Here is a 22,217-nt window from a genome sequence, read left to right on the forward strand (position 1 = left end):
CTGCCAGCTACTCCAAACGCCCCCGACTGGCTGTACTATCGTTAAAAATTGATCTCGTCGGGGTTCAGGCCTGATCCGCCAATGTAGGGCAGCTTGTTGATGGCCAGCATGTCGGCCTCGCTGATGGTAAAATCAAAAACGTCTGTATTGGCTTTGATTCGCTCGGGCGTCACCGATTTGGGCAGGGGCAGGGTTCCGTTCTGCAGGCACCAGCGGATACACAACTGGGCTACCGACTTGTTATAATGACTGGCTAGTTCGGCCAGCGTTTCGTTACCGAGCATTTTGCCGGTACCCAGCGGTCCCCAGGCTTCGATCAGGATGTTGTGCTGCCGGCAGAAGTCGACCGTTTCGGCCTGTGTCTGCCCCGGGTGGTATTCGATCTGGTTGATGGCTGGTATTACATCGGCTTTGTCCATCAGCGCGTCCAGGTGGTGGGGCAGGAAGTTACTGGTGCCGATGGCCTTGATCCGTCCGTCTTGGTGCAGCTGCTCAAACGCCCGCCAGGTATCGGCGTTGATGGCCTGCCAATCTGAATACCGGCGCGCATTGGCGGGCCAGTGAATCAGGTATAGGTCGAGGTAGTCGAGTTGCAGGTCAGCCAGCGTTTTCTCAAACGCCTTCATGGTTTTATCGTAGCCGCGCTCCGTATTCCATAGCTTACTGGTGATGAATAGTTCCGTCCTGTCGACGCCCGACTCGGCCAGGGCGGTTCCGATGCTGGTTTCGTTGCCATAGACTGCCGCCGTGTCAATGTGTCGATAACCGGCATCGAGAGCGGCTTTGACGGCCGAGATGGCAGTATCGCCGTCGGGTGTTTGCCAGGTTCCGAAGCCAACGCCCGGAATGGAGGTACCGTTGTTTAAGGTGTATGTGTCTGTGATCGACTCAATCATGATACAGGTACTGTTTATTTGGGTTATTGTACCTATAAACTACCCGACCGGGCGGCTTTGTTCATACCTGTTCGGGCCCGGCAGGGTCCGTCTAAACCCTATGTACAGTATAGAGTGTCTTCGGAAAACAGGCCGTATCGCTTAACTTGGGGCCATGAAACAGCTTCTCGCAGGATTTGTCATCTGGTTTTCGGTCAGTACCAACGGACTGGCCCAGTCGACGGGGCAGCCCGGTCCCGCCAAACTACCCCGCATTGCCATTGCCGGTCTGGGCATTGAGTCGAGCACGTTTTCGCCGGCGCTGACCCACGAAGAAGCATTCCATGCGCGGTATGGACCGGAGGTATTCAATGCCTATCCGTTCATGATGCCGGTGTCGCCCCTGCGTAAACAGGCGCTCTGGCTGCCTGCCGTTGTCGGTAAATCGCTGCCGGGCGGAGCCGTAACGCGGGAGGCCTACGAGTCGCTGGTGACCAAAACCCTCGATTCACTGAAGAAGTACGGCCCTTACGACGGACTCTATTTCGACATCCACGGCGCTATGAGTGTGGTCGGACTCGACGATCCGGAAGGGGATTTCCTGACTCGCATCCGGCAGGTGATTGGCTACAAAACGATTGTTTCGACATCTATGGATCTGCATGGCAACGTGTCGTGGCGATTGGCTCAGCAGACCGACCTGATGACCTGCTACCGGATGGCTCCGCACGAAGACGCCATGCAAACCAAAGAGCGGGCTGTAGTCAACCTGCTCGAGCGCATCAAAAGCGGGAAGGGCAAACCCGCCTACAAAGCCTGGATACCCGTGCCGATCCTGCTGCCGGGCGAGAAAACCAGCACCCGCATCGAGCCGGGCCGGAGCCTGTATCAGCAGGTAGAACCAGCCTCGAAGCAGGTTGGTATTGTTGATGCCGCCATCTGGATCGGCTACGCCTGGGCCGACGAACCCCGCAATCAGGCGGTGGTGATGGTTACCGGCGACGATAAAGCCGCCGTAACCCAGGCGGCTGAGAAACTGGCCCGCAACTTCTGGAGCGTTCGGCATCAGTTCGACTTCGTTGCTCCTACCGGTCCGCTGGAAAAATGCCTGGCCGACGCGCTGGCCAGCCCCAAACATCCGTTTTTTATCAGCGATACGGGCGATAACCCGACGGCGGGTGGAGCGGGCGACGTAACCTGGACCCTCACCCAGCTGCTGGCCCGACCCGAATTTCAAAAAGCCGACGGCCCGTCGCTGATTTACGCGTCGATTCCCGATGCGGACCTGGTGCAGAAAGCCATCGCGGCCGGTGTGGGTGGTTTGGTAGAAGGAACGGCTGGTGCCCGGGTTGATGCGCGGTTTGCACCCCCCGTCAAACTTAAAGGAACGGTAACCTCAATCGTTCGTGGGGATAAAGATGCGGAAGTGGAAGTCGTCGTCAACGTGGGCAGTATCTACGTCATCGTCACCCAGAAACGGAAGCCCTACCACAAGGAAATCGATTTTACCCGGCTTGGCCTCAAGCCCCGCGAAGCCAATATCGTTGTGGTCAAGATTGGCTATCTCGAACCTGAGCTCTATGCCATGCAGCAGGGCTGGATTATGGCCCTGACACCGGGTGGCGTCAATCAGGATCTGGCCCGGCTTCCTTACAAGCGCATCCGGCGGCCCATGTTCCCGTTCGACAAGGACATGAAAACGCCCGATCTGTCAGCCCAGCTGGTGCCCATCTCCGGCACGTCGAAATAAGCGCTGCCCGTCGGTTAGCTGAACGATTGCCGAACCGCAACGGGCCATAAGCTGGTCTTGCGTTAAACTAGTGTGCTGAACGACTGCGGGTGCGAACGGGCGGCTGTAGCAACGGTTATCTGATCAAACAATCTGCCTGCTTTGGGCTTTCTTACAGTATTGGAATCATCAGTAATCAGATAACCTGCTCAACGTGGCTACTAACACCCTTCCAGCAACTTACTTCGACGATGTATACCGCGCCAGCGATGATCCGTGGGCGTTTGCAACAAGCCCCTACGAACGAGCTAAATACGAAGCAACCGTAGCCGCTCTGCCCAATGCCCACTATCACAACGGGTTTGAAATAGGCTGCTCGATCGGGGTGCTGAGCGAGATGCTGGCCCGCCGTTGTGAGCAGCTGCTGTCGGTCGATGCCAGTGAACTGCCGCTGAAAACGGCCCGGCAGCGACTGGCTCCCTATACACATGTCAGCATCGAACAGATGGCCATTCCGGACCAGTTTCCGGACGGACCGTTCGATCTGATTCTGCTGTCGGAGGTGGGCTATTACCTCTCGCTCGATGACCTGACCCGGGCGCGGCAGCGAATGATCGATACCCTCTCGCCCGGTGGGCACCTGCTGCTCGTACACTGGACACCCGTAGTCCCTGACTATCCGCTGACGGGCGATCAGGTGCATGACCATTTCATGGCTATTGCCGGCGCTGGCCAGCCCCTGACCCATCGGCTGAACCAGCGGGCCGACACCTACCGGCTCGATTTGTTTCAGAAACAGCTGTGACATTGACGGCACAAAAAAACGCGATGGATGGCTCCACCGCGTTTTTTTGTGCCGTCAACAACCTACGATTTCTTGGTTGTCGTCTTTTTGGTCGTTGTCGACTTTTTGGTGCTGGTCTTCTTGCCCGTATCATCGAGCGAGTTGATCCAGACGGCCAGTTTCATCGCATCTTCCTTGGGAACCTGCTTCATGGCAGCCATTGGAGGGTAGCCCGGCCAGTTGGTAGGAACGGGATTGTAGATCAGGTCTACAATCTTCTCATTCGAATAGTTTTTCTTGGCCACATCAACGTACGCCGGACCTACCAGCCGCTGGTTGGGGCGGTGGCAGGCAATGCAGGTATATTTGCTCATCAGCGCATTCATATCTGCCGGAATATCGGCTGTTGGTGCCTGTGCGTTAACGTTGAATGCAGCTACGGTCAAAGCGGTCGTAGCGAGGAGGGTACCAAACAATTTTTTCATGTGAACCGGGTAAGCGATTAATTGGAAAAAAGAATAGCAGGCTATAGGCAAGCCTCACAAAAATAGAGGCTTCAGGATGATAAGCCAATCGAGGCTTGGGATTTTCCTACTAAAACAATTGTCAGACAATAGTTTCTTTAAATCGTTTAAAATAAAAACACATTTTTTTTCAATGACACCCATCGACCGTTTCTCCGGGCATGCCGGCCTGTACGCTCAGTATCGGATTGATTATCCGGCCGAGTTATTCGATTTCGTGCTCTCATTCGTCACAGATCGGCAAAACGCCTGGGATTGTGCCACGGGTAACGGGCAGGTGGCGGGTGCTCTGGCCGAGGTGTTTTCGCATGTCGACGCTACCGATATCAGCGAAGCCCAGCTGGCGCAGGCCGTACAGCACCCGGCCATACATTATCAGCTCTGCACAGCCGAACAGACGCCCTTCGCCGACCATACGTTCGATCTCGTCACGGTGGCGCAGGCGCTCCACTGGTTCGACGTAGAGGCTTTTCACCGGGAGGTTCGGCGGGTGGCCAAACCGGGTGCCGTACTGGCCGAGTGGGGGTACGGTCTGGTAGCACTGGGGGAGGAGCTCGACGCTGTGCTGGTTGATTTCTACCGGAACCGGGTCGGGCCGTACTGGGATCCGCAACGCGCCTACATCGATAATGCCTACGCCACGCTGCCATTCCCGTTTGCTGATCGGCAGCAGGCGTCGTTCACCATCCGGCGGAGCTGGACACTGGATCGGTTCGTGAACTACCTCCGAACGTGGTCGGCTGTACGTCAGTACATCCACGAGAACGAAGAAGATCCGGTCATCCACCTGGGCGAAACGCTCAAACCCGTTTGGGGGGCGGGGGAGCGCGAGGTTCAGTTTCCGGTGTTTCTGCGGCTGGGTCGGGTGTAAGTTTCGGGCCGGATCAGGGTGGGCGTATCGACCTAAAAAAAACGATTTATGGACGTTTTGTATGGTTCTGCAAAGATTAAATAGTACGGACGTAGGAGTGCGTTGTATATTTGCTCTGTAGAACCTAAAACTCAACGATCCATGTGTAGAATACGTTATACACTTCTCCTGGTGTGGGTGGCCGTCTGTGGACTGGCCCACGCCCAGAATCAACAAATTACGGGACGAGTCACGTCGCAAAGTGACAAGCAGGGGTTGCCGGGGGTGAGCGTCATCATCAAAGGCACCACAACCGGTACCGCCACGGATGCCAACGGCGCCTACACCCTGTCGGCGGGGCAGGGCGCTGTGCTGCAGTTCAGCATGATCGGCATGAAGCCGCAGGAAGTGACGGTGGGCAATCAGACCCAGATCAACGTTGAACTGGCCGATGATGCCAAAGCGCTCGAAGAAGTCGTGGTGGTGGGCTACGGTACCCAGCGCAAGATCGACGTGACAGGGGCCGTTGCGCAGGTAAAAGGCGAAGAGCTGGTTCGGCAACCCGTTCTGTCGGCAACGCAGGCCCTCCAGAGCAAGGTAGCGGGCGTACAGGTCATCAACTCCGGCGCCCCCGGACAGGCGCCCGTTGTCAGGATTCGGGGTACGGGTACGCTGCTGGGCGGGGCCGATCCGCTGTACGTCGTTGACGGGATTATCACTGAAGATATCCGGAACATCAACACCTCCGACATCACCTCGGTCGATATCCTGAAAGACGCATCCGCCACCGCCATTTACGGGGTTCGGGCCGCCAACGGGGTGGTGCTGATTACGACAAAGCGCGGTCGGTCGGGAGCTCCGCAGGTCACCTACGATGGCTACGTGGGAATTCGCACGCCAGCCAGCCGGGTGAAGATGGCCGATGCACCGTTGTTTGCGCAGTATAACAACGAAGCCGTTCGCTACGACAGCCAGACCGACCCGCTTCCGTTCGATCCGGCTGCCATTACGGCCAACACCGACTGGTTTCGCGAAATTACCCGTACGGGCATCCAGCATAACCACGCCCTGTCGGTCAGTGGCGGCACCGAGAAAACGACCTATCTCTTCAGCGCCAGCTACTTCAACGAGAAAGGGATTCTGCGCGGCAATGACTACAACCGGCTGGTGCTGCGCCTGAACAACGACTATACCTTGTCGCCAGCCTTGAAACTGGGGCATAACCTGAGCCTGGCCAACAGCAACTCGGTCCTGGCCGATGCGGGCAGCGCCCTGCTCGAAACCACCGACAACATCAGCACGACCTCGCCCGTTCGGGGCAGCGGCTCGGTATATTCGGCCTTCACGAACGCCTACCGGCAGGCCCCGCTGGTACCGGTTTACAATCCGGACGGGACCTACGGTTTCACAGCCCGGAACAACGTAGCCAACCCCATTGCGCAGCTCGACTACACCAACTTCGAAGCCAAGGGACTGCGGTTGCAGGGGTCGTTTTTCGCGAACCTGACCATTGCCAAGCACATCACCGTTATTTCCAACTTCGGTATCGAGTCCAACGTGCTGCGGTCGTACAATTACTCGCCCGTGTACCGGGTGTCGGCTAACCAGCAGAATGCGGTCAGTACCCTAACGGTGGGACGGTCGAACAACGCGCGCTGGCTCTGGACCAACACGGCCGAATACGCCAATACCTTTGCCGAACGCCATACGGTGAAAGTCTTGGCCGGTTTCGTGAACGAACGGTTCCAGGGCGATGTGCTGCGGAGCGCCCGGCAGGATGTGCCGCCCCAGTCGAATTACTTCTACCTGAACACGGGCAATGCCTCAACGGCTACCAACGAACAGACCGGAACCCTCGAAACCCGCCAGTCGTACATTGGCCGGGTCAACTATAACTTCGCCGACCGGTACCTGCTGACTGCTACGGCCCGCTATGACGGATCAAGCAAATTCCCGACCAGCAACCGCTGGGGTTTCTTCCCCTCTATCGGCGCGGGCTGGGTAATCAGTGAGGAGTCGTTCATGCGGGGAAAAACGCCGTTCGATGTGTTGAAAGCCCGCGTCAGCTGGGGGCAGACGGGTAACGACCGCATTCCGGCCAGTGCGTTCCAGTACACCATTGCCAGCGGACTCGACTACGCGTTCGGACCCGACCAGAGTTCGCAACAGGGCCGAACCATCACGAACCTGATCGACCCTAACCTCCGGTGGGAAATCACGACCGGTACCGACGTCGGGCTGGAGTTTGCGCTGGCCAAGAACCGGCTAAGTGGCGAGGTGGCCTACTACCAGAAACGCACCCGGGATGCCCTCTTTCTGCGGCCCATCGACGCTATTTTCGGTGACCTGGATGGGTCGTACCTGACCAATGCGGCCACGGTGCTGAACAAAGGGGTAGAGTTCGGTCTGAACTGGCGCAACTCGGTAAATACCAGTTTCCAGTATAACATCGGGGCCAACGTGACCATGAACCGCAACCGGCTCGAAGACGTGCAGGGTGGTCTGCCCATCAACGACGGCGGCATCGGTAACGGCCAGTTCACGACCCGCACCGCCGTGGGGCAACCCGTAGGTTCATTCTGGGTATGGCAAACGGATGGTATTTTTCAGACGCAGGAGCAGGTCAACAACACGTCAGCTAAGATAGAAGGCACCAAACCCGGCGATTTCCGGTACGTAGATCAGAACGGAGACGGCACTATCGATGATGAAGACCGCGTCTTCGTTGGCTCGTACCAACCCAGGCTCTACTTCGGCGTCAACGGCGGGTTTACCTACCGCAGCATCGACTTCTCGACGGACTGGTACGCCAACTTCGGTAACCAGGTCTACAACGGTAAGAAAGCCCAGCGGTTCGGTAATGAAAACATTGAAGCCTCGCGGGCTGATCGGTGGACACCCACCAACCCCAGCAATACCGAACCCCGCGCCAGCAATGCCGTACCGATCTCGTCGACCTACTACGTTGAGTCCGGCTCGTTTTTCCGGATCAACAATATAACGCTGGGGTACACGCTGCCCAAAACGCTGGTATCGAAGGCAAAACTTAACCGCGCCCGGCTGTACGTGACGGCGCAGAACGCACTGACCATCAAGTCGTTTTCGGGTTATTCGCCCGAGCTGCCCGGCGGACCGCTCAACTCGGGTATTGAGCTGAATGCATATCCCGTTACATCAGCTTATCTGGTAGGTATCAATCTCGGATTTTAAGTTAAGCACTCAACAGACATGAAACGGATTCATAAATCAATGGCTATAGCCCTGGTAGGCGGGCTTTCACTGGTAACCTCGTGCCAGAATTTTCTGGACGTACCACCGCAGGGGCAGCAAACCCCAACCGACTTCTTCTCGAGTAACCCCGACGCGGCAACCACGCTCGTGAACGCCGTTTACGCCAAGATGCTCGACTGGAATTTTCACTCGTTCTCCTGGAACGGGATAACAAGTATGACCTCCGACGATGCGGAGAAAGGTAGCTCGCCGGGCGATACGGGTACGGACAAAGACCAGCTCGACAACCTGACCTTTACGCCGTCGAGCCTGTCGTTCAACGAAGTATGGGTCGGGCAGTACGAAGGCGTTGCCCGCGCCAATCAGGCGTTGACCAACCTGCCAAACCTGACGATTGGCGATACGCTCAAAAACCGGCTCGTTGGCGAGGCTAGTTTTCTGCGGGCTTATTTTTACTTCAATCTGGTCCGCTGTTTCGGGGGCGTGCCGCTGATCACTACGGTGGCCGACCCGACCAACCCAACCGATATTGAGCAGGGGCGGGTCAGAGCCACGCGTGAACAGGTCTACGCGCTGATTGAACGTGATCTGCAAACAGCCGTCACGAATCTGCCCGAAAAAACGCAGTATGGCACTGCCGATCTGGGCCGGGCCAGCAAAGGTGCCGCCAAAGCGCTGCTGGCCAAAGTGTCGATGTACCAGAAAAAATGGAATGTGGTGCAGCAGCTGACCGACGAGATCATCGCGTCGGGCCAGTATTCGCTGTTGCCGAACTACGGTGAGATCTGGCGCGAGTCGTCGGAGAACGGCCCGGAGTCGGTTTTCGAGATTCAGGGTAAAGGAACGACGCCCAACCGGGGGGTGCAGGGGTATTTTGAAAGCCAGGGCGCCCGGGGCGACGGTGGCTGGGGTTGGGGTTTCAACGTGCCGACCGAAGACCTGGAAAAAGCGTATGGCGTAGGCGATACCCGCAAAGACGGTACGATCATCCGGCGCGGCACTACACTCTGGGACGGGCAGGTGGTAAGCGCCAATGCCGAAAATCCCCGGTACAATTTCAAGGCGTACATCAGCCGCACCCGCGAGTCCTATAACGGCGACAACTGGGAAACCAACAAGAATATTCGGGTATTGCGTTATGCCGAAGTGCTGCTCATGAATGCCGAAGCGGCCAACGAACTCGGGCAGTCGGCCAAGGCGCTGACATCGCTCAACCTGGTTCGGGCGCGGGCGCGGGGTGGTGCTACGGGGGTTGTGCCCAACGTAACCACCACGGCGCAGGCCGCCCTGCGGACGGCCATCTGGAACGAACGGCGTCTGGAGCTGGCCTTCGAGCATGATCGCTGGTTCGACCTGGTGCGTCAGGGACGGGCTGCCGAGGTGCTGCGGGCCCAGGGCAAGAATTTTGTGGTGGGTAAGCACGAACTGTTCCCCATTCCGCAGAACCAGATTCAGCTGAGCGGGGGCGCGCTAACCCAGAACCCCGGCTACTAACCAGACCGAAATCGTTTTACTGGCCCGTGAGGATCGATACTCCGACCTCACGGGCTTTTTTACCCGCTCCGAAACGAGCCTGGTCAATTGGACGAAACCCTATGAAACATATTCTTACGATTCTCACGCTGTGCGGATCGCTTTCCATCGTTTGTTGCCAGCCCCGGACGCAGGCCGTTGCGCCCGTTCCTAAACCGGCGGGGCTGACCGCGTCGGACCAGTCGTTTCTCGACAGTCTTCAGCGCGACACGTTCCGGTATTTCTGGGAAACTGCCAATCCCGAAAACGGCCTCGTGCCCGACCGGGCGCCAACCCCGTCGTTCAGCAGTGTGGCTGCCGTAGGTTTTGGGCTGACGTCGTATCTGGTCGGGGTAGAGCGGGGGTACGTCACCCGCCAGCAGGCCGCCGACCGTACCGTGCGCACGCTTCGGTTTTTTGCCAGCGCGCCCCAGTCAGAAAAAGCAACGGGTGTGGCGGGGTACAAAGGCTTTTTTTACCACTTTCTGGATATGAAAACCGGTGAGCGATTCCGGCAGGTCGAGCTGTCGACGATCGATACGGCCTTGCTGCTGGGCGGCATCCTGAGTGCTCAGTCCTACTTCGATCAGAACACGCCCGTCGAAACGGAAATCCGACAACTGGCCGAGCAGATCTACGCCCGGGTCGACTGGACCTGGATTCAGGGCAGGAATGGCCCGGCCTCTAAACCGTTCGTCTCGATGGGCTGGCACCCCGAAACGGGCTTTATTAAAAACGACTGGACGGGCTATAACGAAGCCATGCTCCTGTACGTGCTCGCGCTGGGGTCGCCTACGCACCCGGTCGGAACCGACGCCTGGGCCGCCTGGACAAAATCGTACCCGTGGGCTACGTTCTATGACCAGCCGCATGTCAATTTCGACCCGCTGTTTGGCCACCAGTACTCGCACGTCTGGATCGACTTTCGGGGCATTCGCGACGAGTACATGCGCGGCAAAGGCATCGACTACGCCGAAAACTCGCGCCGGGCTACCTATGCTAACCGCGCTTACTGCCTGAACAACCCGGCCAACTGGCAGGATTACGGCCCAACGATCTGGGGACTGACGGCCTGCGACGGACCTAAAGATACCACGGTGGCGGGCCGAACATTCTTTTCGTATCGTGCCCGCGGAGCCGCATCGACGCAGATTGTAGACGACGGCACCATTGCGCCTACGGCCGCCGGTGGGTCGATGGCGTTTGCGCCCGAAATCTGCATACCGGCGTTGCGGACCATGAAAACGAAATACGGAGATAAGCTCTACGGCCCCTACGGCTTCCGCGATGCCTTCAACCCAACGTACCGTTACCCGTCGGCTTTTGCCAACGGCTCTACCCAAACGGGTTGGTTCGATGTCGACTACCTGGGTATCGACCAGGGGCCTATTCTGCTTATGGCCGAAAACCTGCGGACACAATTTGTCTGGAACCTGATGAAGAAAAATCCGCACATCCGGCGTGGGCTGGTGAAAGCCGGTTTTTCGGGGGGCTGGCTGAACTAGCCCGTCGGGTAGAGTGCGAGCAGGCATTACCTTTGCTGACCATATGAACGCTGGCAACCGTAACGCCTGTTCAGCTACCCGCCTATGCTCCCGTACTTTCCGTTTGGTCCGCAGTTTAACGACAAGATTGGCACCCGCCTGCTGACCGACGCCGATCCGCTGATCGACATCGATGACCACTATCTGGCCGAGGTGCTGTTAAAACGCCAGTTGCTGACCGGGCAGCCCGGCTATTATTACCAGTCGCAGCCAGGCCACGAGACGGCGCAGTGGGACATAGTGGCGCTGGTGCTGCAAGAGGCTGCCCGCCGGGCACCCGACGCCTTTACGCTCCAGCAGCAGGGCGACGAATGGCACTGGCAGAACCACCGGCTCAACGAAGCCTACACCTTTACCGTTGGTAAGGTCGATACGCTGCCGCAGGAGCCACTCGACTGGGTAGGTCGGCAGGTGGCCGAAGATCTGCTGGTATTATCGGGAGAAGGCGTTCGGCTCGTGGCGGGGCAGTTGTGCTTCGGCAACGGCTGGTGCCTGGACGATAAGCTGGGATTACCCTTCTGGGACATTCACGCGCCCATCAACCCCATTGTCGAGTCGATGATGCGGGCTGCGTTGGTCCTAATGGAGAGGATACCCCTCGGTCGACCCGTCTGGCGGCTCAACTGGAGCCTCAAACTCAGCGATCAGCTCGACATGACCAGCCGCCATACGCCCGCGCTCGATCGGCTGCTGGCCGAACGGCTCCCTCAACTGGCCCCCGATACCATAGCGCAGCAGCTTTTTGTCCGTATCGAGCGGCAAACCCTTACCCGACTTCAGCGATCCGGCGCGGTGCTGTTCGGCATCCACACCTACCAGAACCGACTCGATCGCGAGCTGGCCGAACGGCCTGGTGCAGCTCAGAACCTGGCGGCCGTACTGGAAACCGCTCCGCCCGCCCTGCTCGACTACAAAGGCATCAGTCCGTTTCTGGAACCCCTGCTGACGGGTCTGAAACAGGAAAAAACTTCATGAAGCCCCCTTTTAGATCTGTTTTTACAGCGATACATGAATAGCAGCCCGAATGCCAAAAGACCGTGTGCCGGGTGCGTTCAGGTGGGTTAACCGATGGACAGCCGCAACCCGCAGAAAGCGAAAAATATTGTCGATCCCATATCCGAGTTCTACATAAGGGGTAGGCCCGATTGATTTAGGTAGATATAGTTGAGGTAAGTACTCGGGACTAGATTCGAAGTACTTGGAGACTAACTCCTCATTATCCACCCGTAAACTTCCGTAGAGTAGTTTGCCCACTGCAAACGTCCTTAAACCCCACCGATTAAGTAACGGGATTCGGTTCGTTACTAACCCTTCAAACGAGTGATGAAAGGATAAGGACAGATACCGGTCGCTGGCAAATTCCGAGTAGTTCATCAGGTTGAACGCATTTTTGGCGTAAACAAAGGTCTCATTGCCCAGGTGTACGTTCAACAGGTTGATTGGCAATAGCGAAGGCGTATACAAACCTTCGATGGTATAGTCTGTTTTTCCAAACAGGCCAAAGCGCAGCATGTGCGAAAAATCGACTTTGACAATATGGTAGTTCCCCAATTGGGACCCAACAGACGCTAACAGTGTATCGCTAACATGACCGAATGTGTATTTCAAACCAATAACGGGAGCTGATTTGCCGGCCCGGGTTCTTATTCGGTTAGGGTTGCGGCTGGGTATCCGGTTGGGAATATACCGTAGGGCAAAGCTGGCTTCCGGCGCATTGAAGGGCGTGACAATCGAGAATCGCTCCTTACTAAATTCTTCTGGATAGAAATAATCGAGTGGATAAAACGCACGGTGGCGCAGAGTCAGTGTCGTCGTGATATTTTGAGAAAAGTCTTTCTGGAAAAACACTTGATAGTCTCGCTGATAAAATGCTCCGTTTGATCGGCCAAAGCGGGAGGCCAGCCGAAATAACGCATTATCACCGATATCCTCCTGGCGAATACCAATCTGATCGATATCAAGATTGGCTTTCAAGCCGAAACGGGTAAGGGGTGCCGTTGATGGGACGTAGGTGATTTCTAAATCTCGTTTCAGTATTTTATCGCGGGTTCCGTAGGCAAGATACCCGTTTATCTGCCATTTTTTGCTGAATCCGGGGCTGGTGCGCATACCGAGCCAGAAACGATTCTGCTCTATGTTATTCCGCGCGTAGCTAAAGAATGCAGATCCTAATTCAACAGCTTTCGTAAGGCGCACATAACCGCCGTTGACAAAAAAATTGACTGCTTTTGATAGCCGCCTGAACGACGGCACCTGACTAACTGTGTCGATCAGTGCAAGTGATAGCTGTTCATCTTTGGTCAGTTTTTCCTGCCGTTGCTGGGTCCAGAAGGCATCATCGGCTTCTTTACTATCGGCCCTGATTTCAACGGGGGCATCAAAAAAAGCCAGCTCTTTTGGCTTGTTGACAATTACATCTTTCAAGTTGATAGCCAGGCCGATAACAACGCCTGTCGATTTATCGAAAAGCTCAGATGCATCGATAACCAGTCGCGTCTTTTCGGGCATCCAGGTATCCTCTTTTTCGCCAAGCTGTTCATATTCCTGTTGAATCTGTATTTTATCAATGAAATTGATGTTTGCGGTTTTGTCGATATTGGCGTCAATCTGCACGAGTGCGTACGAGGTCGTGTCTATCCAGAGCGTACCTCTAAAGGCCAGGTCGCGGGTATTTTTCGGGTCGAAATCAATTCGGAAGCAGGTATGTAATCCGACCTGGGTTGTGTCCCGTAAAAAATATGTGTAAACTCCGGTTCCGCCTTTTGCCAGAGGGGACATAAATTCTTTACGAAAAAGGCCAATCCAGTTCTGGTAAAAATTAATCGTATTATAGCCCGAAGCGGTAAGTTGTGTTATAAAATCGTTATCAGCAATCCCAAGACCTTTTGAGTAACTTTTCTGAACAATTTCTTTCATCCGCATCGGATTTTTTTTGAAATAAATTGTCGAAATAGCTTCTGATAAATATATAGGGATAACCAGATTTGCATTCTTGTCGCGCAGAGATTCTATCTGAGCTAATTTTTGGTAAATGTCGCGGATAATTCTTTTCTGCTTGAATTTTTCGGATAAGTTCTGGACGGAAATGCTTATTCGGTTGTAAGCCTCACATTCGTAGGCATTTATTTCGGCAAAATTATTTTTACTCCTGTGCTCATCGACTTTACGCATAATTCGATAGGCAGGGTCCTGGCCACGAGTACGAACGATTACCTCTTTAAGTTGCTGTGCGCTGGCAGATAACTGAATATTAATCGTTTGTTGAGCTACAATGCTCACCGGTTTCCGGCTGGTGATATACCCAATGGACGAAGTAACCAGCGAGTCTGCCAGCGTCTGTACCGTCAGTTTGTAATTTCCATCAAAATCGGACTGGGTGCCTACTGATTTCCCCTTTAATGCAATCGATGCAAAAGGAATGCCTTCGCCTGTTTGCGCATCGGTTACTTTGCCTGTGATGGAGTAAATAGGCTGGGCAGAGATGTTATGAACAGTTAGCAAAAAAGCAAGTGGTAGCAGGCGGAAAAGCATTCGCTTTGCTACTGGTACAATGAACGCGAACATAGTGTTACGGTAGGTAAATATAAGCTAGGCAAGCAGTTCAGAAGCTTGCGAAGTAGTTGAAATAGACGTAATCTGTAAATGTATTTCGATAAATAAGCCTGGATAATTAAGTCGGTACTTTCAGAGAAATAATGGCCCTCATTCTTATGTATTAATCGAATAGGATTTATTGCATAGGCTCGTCAATTTATTCAAGAATGATCAGCACTTATTGCCTGTAGGTTTGTCTTTTCTAATTATTCACTAGACGAAACACGAGGTGAAAAGTTTCTCTATGTATTGGATTTATTTGAAGTGTTAATGATGTATTGTTGTACTATCAAACTAGTATTTTTTAGGCAGTCTAGAAAGGAGAGGGTGAATAGCTATGAGGCAAAAGGCGGGGCTGAACAGACCATAACCGTGTGTAGCGGGGAACTCTCAGGAGTTGTTCGACCAGGTCATGGACTGGTCCGGCGGAGAAAATGCAAAGGCAGGGAGATTATCCCTGCCATAGGAAAACCGACCGCATCGGCTACCGTTTGCTGTCGCTACTCAGCAGTTGCCAAACTGCCCCAACTCAGCAGAGAAAGAAGTCTTTTTGTATATAGGATCAAAGCTCCCAGATAACCCGCACGACCTTACCGTGAACGCCGATGGTCTGGAAAAATTCGAGCCAGTGTAGCTGCTGCGGGCCGAGGTGGTCGGTGGGTGATTTGACTTCCACGAATTCATAATGCCCGGCCTGGTTCCAGATCAGCAGGTCGGGAAAGCCGCGCGTATGTTCGCGAACATTCCGGGCCATTTCGAGCAGGATAAGCCGGAGCTGCTCCAGATCGAGGAGGTCGATAAGGCGCTGAACCAGCGTTAGCAGCTCATCCGACCAGTCGACGAGTACGTTGGTGATGCCGTACTTGGCGTTGAACATACGGCCCGTATGCCGTCGCCAGTCGTCGCGGGTAGTTAGTTCGGTCAGGCGCTTTTTGAGCAGCTCTTCGCGTTTCAGGTAAAAATCGGGCAGGTAAAAGTCCGACGGCGCGCGCTGCAGCGGGTGATGAATGGTCGATACGTTGGCGTCGTAGATGATATCCCAGAACACCAGCCCGAACAGTCCGCGCCAGGGGTAGTTTTCGGTAAAAGCCGCGTCGTAGCCCGACTCGAGGTAATAGTTCATCACGCCAGCCTCTACATGATGTCGATAGGCGGCTGGTATGTTCAGGCTTTCGGCATCGGACAGGAAGCGGGTGGTGGCCTTGCGGGGGCGCTTTTTCTCGCCGACGCTCAGGATTTTCTCGCGGAAGTCGTTCGCAAAATAGCGTTCTTCGGCATTGAGGGGCGCTACGGCAATCTCGTCGCAGAGGGCCAGGGCTTCGTCGACGGCGCCGTTGCGGAACAGCAGCCGGACACGTCGTTCCCGGGCCGGCACGCGGTCGCTCAGCTCATAAACAGCCAGGGCCTGCTCGGGTAGCTTTTGTCGTTCCAGGTAGCCACCCACCTTGCATACCAGTTTCTGATAGCCCGGAATGGCAATTTCGGTTAGCTCAGGCCGGGTTTCGTTCCAGTTCAGAAACCAGTTGTAAATATCTTCGGCGGGCGTTTCGCTGGTTTTCAGTTCGTAAAACTCCTCGTTCGTCAGCGAGATCATCAGCTTATCCTCCACCTCTTTACGGGTACGAAAGCGGGCCGTCATCTTGCTGTCGTCGTAGCGCTCGAAGTTGACCATGCCCAGATCGCGGACCACAAAATCAGTCATGCTGCCGCCCCGGTTGCCGAAGAACAAGTACTTGACCATCATCCCCTCGGCTTCGAAGTTCATCCGGATAACCGTTTCGTGGGTGGTCAGGCTGGTGACTATTTCGCCGAAATCGAGTTCATGTAATGCGTACCGAACTACACCCTCTTTCTTTTCCTTGTTGAGCGGGCGTACTTCTTCCGGCGAAAGCGGAAGCAGATCCAGGAGTTCGGGTTTGGTGAAAACACCGAGTGCGTCGTCGCCCATACCTTCGTGGTGTGGTGATAAACGTTCGATAAAGCCAGTTGTCAGGAGTTCGCCAATGGCCGCCGGTAGGTCGGTAATTTCGGCATACTGCAGTTTGTTGACACGAAAAAAGAGTCCTTTTCGGTTACTGAGTCGTACGTATACACACTGGGCGTCGAGGCCGAGGGCTTCGAACCGGCGGATAAAATCCCACTCGGCCTCGTTAAGCAAGCCCCCGTACAGCCGTTTGACAAAGTCCAGCACGTAGCGGAAATTGTCGAGGTAATACCGGGGGGTAAGAATAACTTTCTGTCGTCCGACCATGCCAGGGATTAGTGATTCGGTTTCCCGGTAGCTACTGTCGGGAGACCAGTTTTGGAGCCGCCCGACGGAGCCGTGCTGACCATATAGACAACAAAAAAAACGCTGGATATGTCCCCAACAGACAGCCTGAATGAGTTCGTAAAGCAAGGTATTCTATCGGCCCAGCAAGCGGCAACGATCGATCGGTTTGAACGCGAAAAACCCCTTTCGCTACACTGGGAGCTACGTTCGCTGCTCTACGGGGGAATCCTGCTGCTGAGTTCCGGGCTGGGGTTACTGGTATACGATAACTTCGATCAGATTGGTCATGGCGCGCTGTTGCTGGCTATGGCGGCTGGCTGCGGAGCCTGCTTCTTTTTCGCCTGGCGCCACCGGCCCGACTGGACGTTTGAGCTGGCCCGAAGCCGGTCATCGTTTGGCGATTATGCCTTACTGCTGGGTTGTCTTCTGTTTCTTACACTGGAAGGTTATGCCCAGTATGCCTACACCGTTTTCGGCACCCGATACGGGCTGGTCACCCTGTTGCCGGCGGTTCTGTTTTTGCCCCTGGCCTACCGGTTCGACCACCGGGGGGTATTGAGTATGGCGCTTACGGCCCTTATCTCGTGGGTAGGCGTCACCATACGGCCGCTCGAACTGTATGTCAAAACCAACTTCTTCGATCAGAAAACGGTGTATTCGGCCATCGTGCTGGCGCTGGTGCTGATCGGGGCCGCGCTGCTGCTGGAGCGTCGGCGCATCAAACCCCACTTCACGTACACCTACCTGACCATTGCGGGTAATCTGTTGCTGGTGGCGCTGCTGGGCGGGCTCTTCAATTTTGACTCCGTTCGCCCGCTGTTCGGCCTGGCCCTGATCGGAACCTGCGTCGCCTTCGACCAGTTTGCCCGGCGCAAACGGGCTGTCGACAGCGGGCTGGTATTATTTATTCTGATGAGTGCCATCTACGGCTACATCGGTATTACCTACCTGGTGTTTCATTACCTGGATTTTACAGCCGCCAGCAGTTATTACTGGTATTTTATCCTGACCGGTATTGGCTTTGTGGCGTACCTGCTCAGCCAGTTGCCTAATCGGAAACCGACGAATGAAAGCGTATAACGACGAATGGATTTATAACCGGGAGCTGGTCCGACAGGCCGAACGGTGGCACAAACGCGGCCTGCTGACCGACGCGCAGATCGGCACCGTACAGCAAAACTACCCGCTTGGATTCCGGCAAACGAACGGTATTCTGGAGGTAGGTCTGTTTCTGTTCACGACGCTGGCGATACTGGGTACGTTTTTACTGACAACAACGCTGGTGTCGGGTCTGCTCGATGAGCGCACCTCCTTCGGTACAGTGAGTGTAGTGTTCAGTCTGGGGTTGGGGGTGCTGGGGCAACAGCTGATCAACCGGCGGCTGCTCTACAGAAATGGCGTCGATAATGCCATAGCGGTGCTGGCAGCGGGCTTCCTCGTGCTGGGGCTGCTGATGTTTCTGCCCGAGAACCTTCGGCTTTCTACCTACTGCCTGGCCGCGTTGCCCATCCTGCTGCTGGGGCTCTGGTACTACGGCGATACCATTCTGGCCTTTCTGTCGCTGGCTACGTTCTACACCTTTGTGTTCAATGGCATGCTGGCGTTTAGCTGGGGCAAAGATGCACTACCGTTTGTCATGATGGCCGTATCGGGTGGATTATACGGGCTGTCGCGTAGTCGCTGGCTGGTTGGCGGCCCGGGCGACACTCTGACCAAAGCACAAACGTATTATGCCGATCCGATCAACCTGATGGAGTCGCTGTCGCTGGTGGTGCTGATCGCCAGCGGTAATTATTTTGTAGTGCGCGAACTGAACGGCCTGTTGCTGGAGTCTACGCCCGACCGGCCCCGTTTTGCCGAAGCGCCCGAGATTGGCCTACCGGCGCTGTTCTGGCTACTGACCTTTCTGATACCGGGCGCCTGCTTCGGCTATGGGCTGCGGACTCGCAACCGAATTTTGCTGTCGATGGGGGCGCTGGGGCTCGTTGCGGCCGTGGCTACGCTACACGAATATGCCGCGATCGTATCGCTCAATACCGCGCTGACGCTCGGCGGACTGGCGCTGATCGGAATTGCCGTAGGCTGTATTCGCTACCTGCAGAGCCGCCCGGCCGACCAAACCCGGGGCCGCTTCTCGGATACTCCCGACGACGACTCGCCCGCGGGTATTCTTGGCCATGCCGACACGATAGCGGCCATACAAGCGGCTACGCAGGCCCAGCCTGCTCAGCGGGAGAGCCTGCGGTTTGGCGAAGGTAACTTCGGCGGGGGTGGGAGCGAAGGTCGCTACTAATGCATGGATACAAGGTCAGCATGGCTGTAACACCTGCATAGGGTTGAGATCGGGCCGGGGCAAACAGAGGTGATCCCGACTGACTAACGGGTTGGGTTAGGCAGGAGACGTAGGCTTCATCGCGTCAATCAGCCGGGTTCTGCGGTGGGTCTGGCGAAAAAGTCCTAAGTTTGACCCCGTAAACTAACCAATGATTGCCCTCGCATGAAGACCGTAGACGCCTACAACTTTGCTGGCAAAAAAGCCCTTGTCCGGGTTGATTTTAACGTGCCGCTCGACAAAGAATTCAACATCACCGACGATACCCGCATCCGGGCAACGATCCCGACCGTGATGAAAATTGTCAATGATGGTGGGTCGGCCATACTGATGTCGCACCTGGGGCGGCCCAAAGGAGGCCCCGAAGAAAAATATTCACTCAAGCATATCATTCCGGCGCTAAACGAAGCATTTGGCCGGGAGGTGAAGTTCGCTGACGACTGCATTGGTCAGTCGGCCGCGGACCTGGCAGCCTCGCTGCAACCGGGCGAGATTCTGCTGCTCGAAAACCTGCGTTTTTACAAGGAAGAGGAAAAAGGCGATGTAGCCTTTGCCGAAAAGCTCGCAAAACTCGGCGATGTCTGGGTAAACGATGCCTTCGGTACCGCTCACCGCGCCCACGCCAGCACCGCCGTGATGGGGCAGTTCTTTACCGACCGGGTGGCTGGTTACGTGATGGAAGCCGAGCTGGTCAACGCCAAAAAAGTGCTGGGCGAAGCCGAACGGCCTTTCACGGCGATTATGGGTGGTGCCAAAATTTCGGACAAGATCCTGATCATCGAGAAACTGCTCGACACCGTCGACAACCTGATTATTGGCGGGGGGATGACCTATACCTTTACCAAAGCGCAGGGTGGTCAGATCGGTAAGTCGCTGCTCGAAGCTGATAAGCAGGAGCTGGCGCTGGAGCTGCTGAAGAAGGCAGAGCAGAAAGGCGTCAAGATTTACATGCCTGTCGATAACGTCTGCGCCGATGATTTCTCGAACGACGCCAACCGGCAGGTGGTGCGTACGGGGCAAATTCCGGATGGCTGGGAAGGCCTGGACATCGGACCCGAGACGGTGAAACTGTTCACGGAGGTCGTGCTGGCTTCGAAAACCATTCTCTGGAACGGACCTATGGGCGTATTCGAGTTCGAAAACTTCGCTACGGGTACAAACGCCATTGCCGAAGCGGTGGTAAAAGCTACCGAAGAAAACGGTGCTTTCTCGCTCATTGGCGGTGGTGATTCGGCTTCGGCCGTCAATCAGGCAGGCTACGGCGACCGGGTGAGCTACGTCTCTACCGGCGGTGGTGCCCTGCTCGAGTACATGGAAGGCAAAACCCTGCCAGGCGTAGCGGCACTCGACTAAACGCCACACAACCTATCCCACGTGGAGACGCGAGGGGTCTCGTCTCTACATGGGGTAGCAGCAACAAGCCCGAAAATAAACGCCTTACAGCCCGCTCAGGGCCGCTTTCGCTTTGTTGTCGACGCTGTTTTTGTACTCGTGTCGCTTGAAAGACAGGGCTTTTTCGAAGAACGACCGGGCGCGCGTCCGGTCGTTCTTTTGTTGGTAGATATAGCCCAGCTGAAGCGCCGAGGACGCTCCGAACGAAAGATTCTGCTGTCGGGCTGCCGGGCTATCGGCCAGGGTCAGCGCCCGGCTCAGATAGGGAGCCGCTGTGTCGGGCGCGTTCCGGCGCTGGTAGATGCGACCCAGCCGGTAGTTGTACTCGATCTGTTCGGCCAGCGCCGGAAAACGCGCTTCGGTGTAAGGCCGAAGGTACGCCAGCGCGCTATCCGTATAGCCGCCATCAGCCGCCAGCCGCGCCCGCATCAGTACTTTCTGCTGGGCAGAGGGGCTGCGTTTCAGGTATTGTTCAGCCAACTTCTGGGCGGCTTTGTCCGACTCGACGGCCTGCCGACCCACGCGGGTAACCTGTACGAGCAACGGCCGGGCACTGGCGTCGGGTTCGTTAGCCAGCCACTGGCAGAGAAACAGTTTGTAATAGGAGTCCTTCAGGAAATTACGCCCCCGGTAGGTAGACAGAAATCGCTGAAAATGGCGTGTAGCGGTACCGTACTGCCCTTTTTGCAGGTAGATGTCGCCCAGAATATTGTCCATAACGGGAATGGGCTGGTACGACGCAGCCGTAGGGCGAGCGTTCAGATACGTCAGCGCCTGCTCGCTATGACCGTTCTTCTGTTCTATCGTGGCTCCGAAGAAATGGAGCAGCAGATTATCCGGGTTAGCCCGAATCAGTTGCTGTAACGTCTGGCTGTCGGCTTCGGTGAAGCGGAGCACGTAAGCCCGTACCATCAGATCGATGAGCCGGGCCTCCAGACCAAAAACGGGATCGCGCTGCGCCCGGCTGATCTCCTGCTGCCCCTGCTGAATAGTACCCCGCAGGCCGAGCAGGCTGGCTACCCAGCTATAGCTTTCCGGTACGGAGCCGATCATGATGTGCAGGGTTCCCAGCGACTTATAGGTGGGCAAAAAATCCGGAAACCGTTTCTGGTTATCGGCCAGCAGTTTGTACGCGCGGATGACATCCCAGCTGGCGCTCATCTCTTTGCCAAACTTCAGCTTGATAAACGCCCAGTGGAGCCGCACTTCGGCCTGAAGCACCCGTTGCCAGGGCGACGTATCGTCCAGCGACTGCAGGCCGTCGAGCCGTTCGGCTTCGCGGTCGCTCCAGGTGGCAAACAGCTGATCATCGTCGGAGGTGACCAGCGTGAGCATGTCGGCGTAATCGTCGACGAAAATACGAATGCCGTTATGGGTTGGCTCGCGGGCCAGCAATTGCCGGGCGGGCTGGACGTTGGCTTTCTGCAGATCGGTATAGACGCGCTGCAGCCCGGGTGTCCAGACAAAGTCCTGCGCCTGCACGGGGGCCGCCAGCCAGACGAGTACCCAAAAAACAACGGATCGACACAGGGTTTCTGGTAAGAAAGCTGTGTCGATCCGTCGCATCAGAGTAGGCTG

At 55.9% G+C, this 22,217-nt stretch carries 15 protein-coding genes; 10 read left to right on the forward strand and 5 right to left on the reverse strand.

Going from position 1 to position 22,217, the window contains the following annotated elements; genetic code table 11:
* Window positions 1–41: 41 nt before the first annotated feature.
* Window positions 42–896 (reverse strand): aldo/keto reductase, encoded by an 855-nt coding sequence (locus tag B1C80_RS13715; protein ID WP_077921755.1) that lies wholly within the window; start codon window positions 894–896, stop codon window positions 42–44.
* Window positions 897–1,050: 154 nt separating this feature from the next.
* On the opposite strand from B1C80_RS13715, the gene B1C80_RS13720 reads away from it, so the two are divergent.
* Both B1C80_RS13720 and B1C80_RS13725 read left to right on the forward strand, forming a co-directional pair.
* Complete coding sequence (locus tag B1C80_RS13720) at window positions 1,051–2,625, forward strand: M81 family metallopeptidase (protein WP_077921756.1); 1,575 nt, start codon at window positions 1,051–1,053, stop codon at window positions 2,623–2,625.
* A gap of 193 nt (window positions 2,626–2,818) precedes the next feature.
* Window positions 2,819–3,409 carry a class I SAM-dependent methyltransferase gene (locus tag B1C80_RS13725; protein ID WP_129601190.1) on the forward strand — a complete coding sequence of 197 codons (591 nt, stop codon included), beginning with the start codon at window positions 2,819–2,821 and terminating at the stop codon, window positions 3,407–3,409.
* Window positions 3,410–3,471: 62 nt separating this feature from the next.
* On the opposite strand, the gene B1C80_RS13730 is transcribed toward B1C80_RS13725, so the two are convergent.
* Window positions 3,472–3,873 carry a cytochrome C gene (locus B1C80_RS13730; protein WP_077921758.1) on the reverse strand — a complete coding sequence of 134 codons (402 nt, stop codon included), beginning with the start codon at window positions 3,871–3,873 and terminating at the stop codon, window positions 3,472–3,474.
* Window positions 3,874–4,045: 172 nt separating this feature from the next.
* On the opposite strand from B1C80_RS13730, the gene B1C80_RS13735 reads away from it, so the two are divergent.
* From B1C80_RS13735 to B1C80_RS13755, 5 genes are all read left to right on the forward strand, one after another.
* Window positions 4,046–4,783: a class I SAM-dependent methyltransferase gene (locus B1C80_RS13735; protein ID WP_077921759.1), complete on the forward strand. Its 738-nt coding sequence runs from the start codon at window positions 4,046–4,048 to the stop codon at window positions 4,781–4,783.
* 141 nt (window positions 4,784–4,924) lie between these two features.
* Window positions 4,925–7,972, forward strand: coding sequence for a TonB-dependent receptor (locus B1C80_RS13740; protein ID WP_077921760.1), 3,048 nt, complete (start codon window positions 4,925–4,927; stop codon window positions 7,970–7,972).
* A gap of 18 nt (window positions 7,973–7,990) precedes the next feature.
* A complete protein-coding gene (locus tag B1C80_RS13745) occupies window positions 7,991–9,487 on the forward strand; it encodes a RagB/SusD family nutrient uptake outer membrane protein (protein ID WP_077921761.1) in 1,497 nt (498 codons plus the stop codon).
* A 101-nt stretch (window positions 9,488–9,588) separates the two neighbouring features.
* Entirely contained in the window at window positions 9,589–11,010 is a 1,422-nt protein-coding gene (locus B1C80_RS13750) for a glucoamylase family protein (protein ID WP_077921762.1), read from the forward strand.
* A gap of 84 nt (window positions 11,011–11,094) precedes the next feature.
* Entirely contained in the window at window positions 11,095–12,024 is a 930-nt protein-coding gene (locus B1C80_RS13755) for a DUF3445 domain-containing protein (RefSeq protein ID WP_077921763.1), read from the forward strand.
* A 21-nt stretch (window positions 12,025–12,045) separates the two neighbouring features.
* Here B1C80_RS13755 and B1C80_RS13760 read toward each other — a convergent pair whose 3' ends face one another.
* Window positions 12,046–14,613 carry a DUF5686 and carboxypeptidase-like regulatory domain-containing protein gene (locus B1C80_RS13760; RefSeq protein ID WP_077921764.1) on the reverse strand — a complete coding sequence of 856 codons (2,568 nt, stop codon included), beginning with the start codon at window positions 14,611–14,613 and terminating at the stop codon, window positions 12,046–12,048.
* A 592-nt stretch (window positions 14,614–15,205) separates the two neighbouring features.
* A complete protein-coding gene (locus tag B1C80_RS13765; RefSeq protein WP_077921765.1) occupies window positions 15,206–16,894 on the reverse strand; it encodes a VRR-NUC domain-containing protein in 1,689 nt (562 codons plus the stop codon).
* A 108-nt stretch (window positions 16,895–17,002) separates the two neighbouring features.
* Between B1C80_RS13765 and B1C80_RS13770 the strand changes: the two genes are divergently transcribed.
* The 3 genes from B1C80_RS13770 (at window position 17,003) to pgk (ending at window position 20,600) form a co-directional block, all read left to right on the forward strand.
* Window positions 17,003–17,995 carry a DUF2157 domain-containing protein gene (locus B1C80_RS13770; RefSeq protein ID WP_077921766.1) on the forward strand — a complete coding sequence of 331 codons (993 nt, stop codon included), beginning with the start codon at window positions 17,003–17,005 and terminating at the stop codon, window positions 17,993–17,995.
* Entirely contained in the window at window positions 17,982–19,208 is a 1,227-nt protein-coding gene (locus tag B1C80_RS13775; protein WP_077921767.1) for a hypothetical protein, read from the forward strand. Before B1C80_RS13770 ends, B1C80_RS13775 begins: the two co-directional genes overlap by 14 nt.
* Before the next feature lie 204 nt (window positions 19,209–19,412).
* Window positions 19,413–20,600 carry a phosphoglycerate kinase gene (pgk, locus tag B1C80_RS13780; protein WP_077921768.1) on the forward strand — a complete coding sequence of 396 codons (1,188 nt, stop codon included), beginning with the start codon at window positions 19,413–19,415 and terminating at the stop codon, window positions 20,598–20,600.
* An 84-nt stretch (window positions 20,601–20,684) separates the two neighbouring features.
* Here the strand turns inward: pgk and B1C80_RS13785 are convergent, their stop codons facing one another.
* Window positions 20,685–22,205: a lipopolysaccharide assembly protein LapB gene (locus B1C80_RS13785; protein WP_077921769.1), complete on the reverse strand. Its 1,521-nt coding sequence runs from the start codon at window positions 22,203–22,205 to the stop codon at window positions 20,685–20,687.
* Window positions 22,206–22,217 lie beyond the last annotated feature (12 nt).

It is taken from the genome of Spirosoma sp. 209 (genome assembly GCF_002006735.1).
GTDB classification, from domain to species: Bacteria; Bacteroidota; Bacteroidia; order Cytophagales; family Spirosomataceae; genus Spirosoma; species Spirosoma sordidisoli.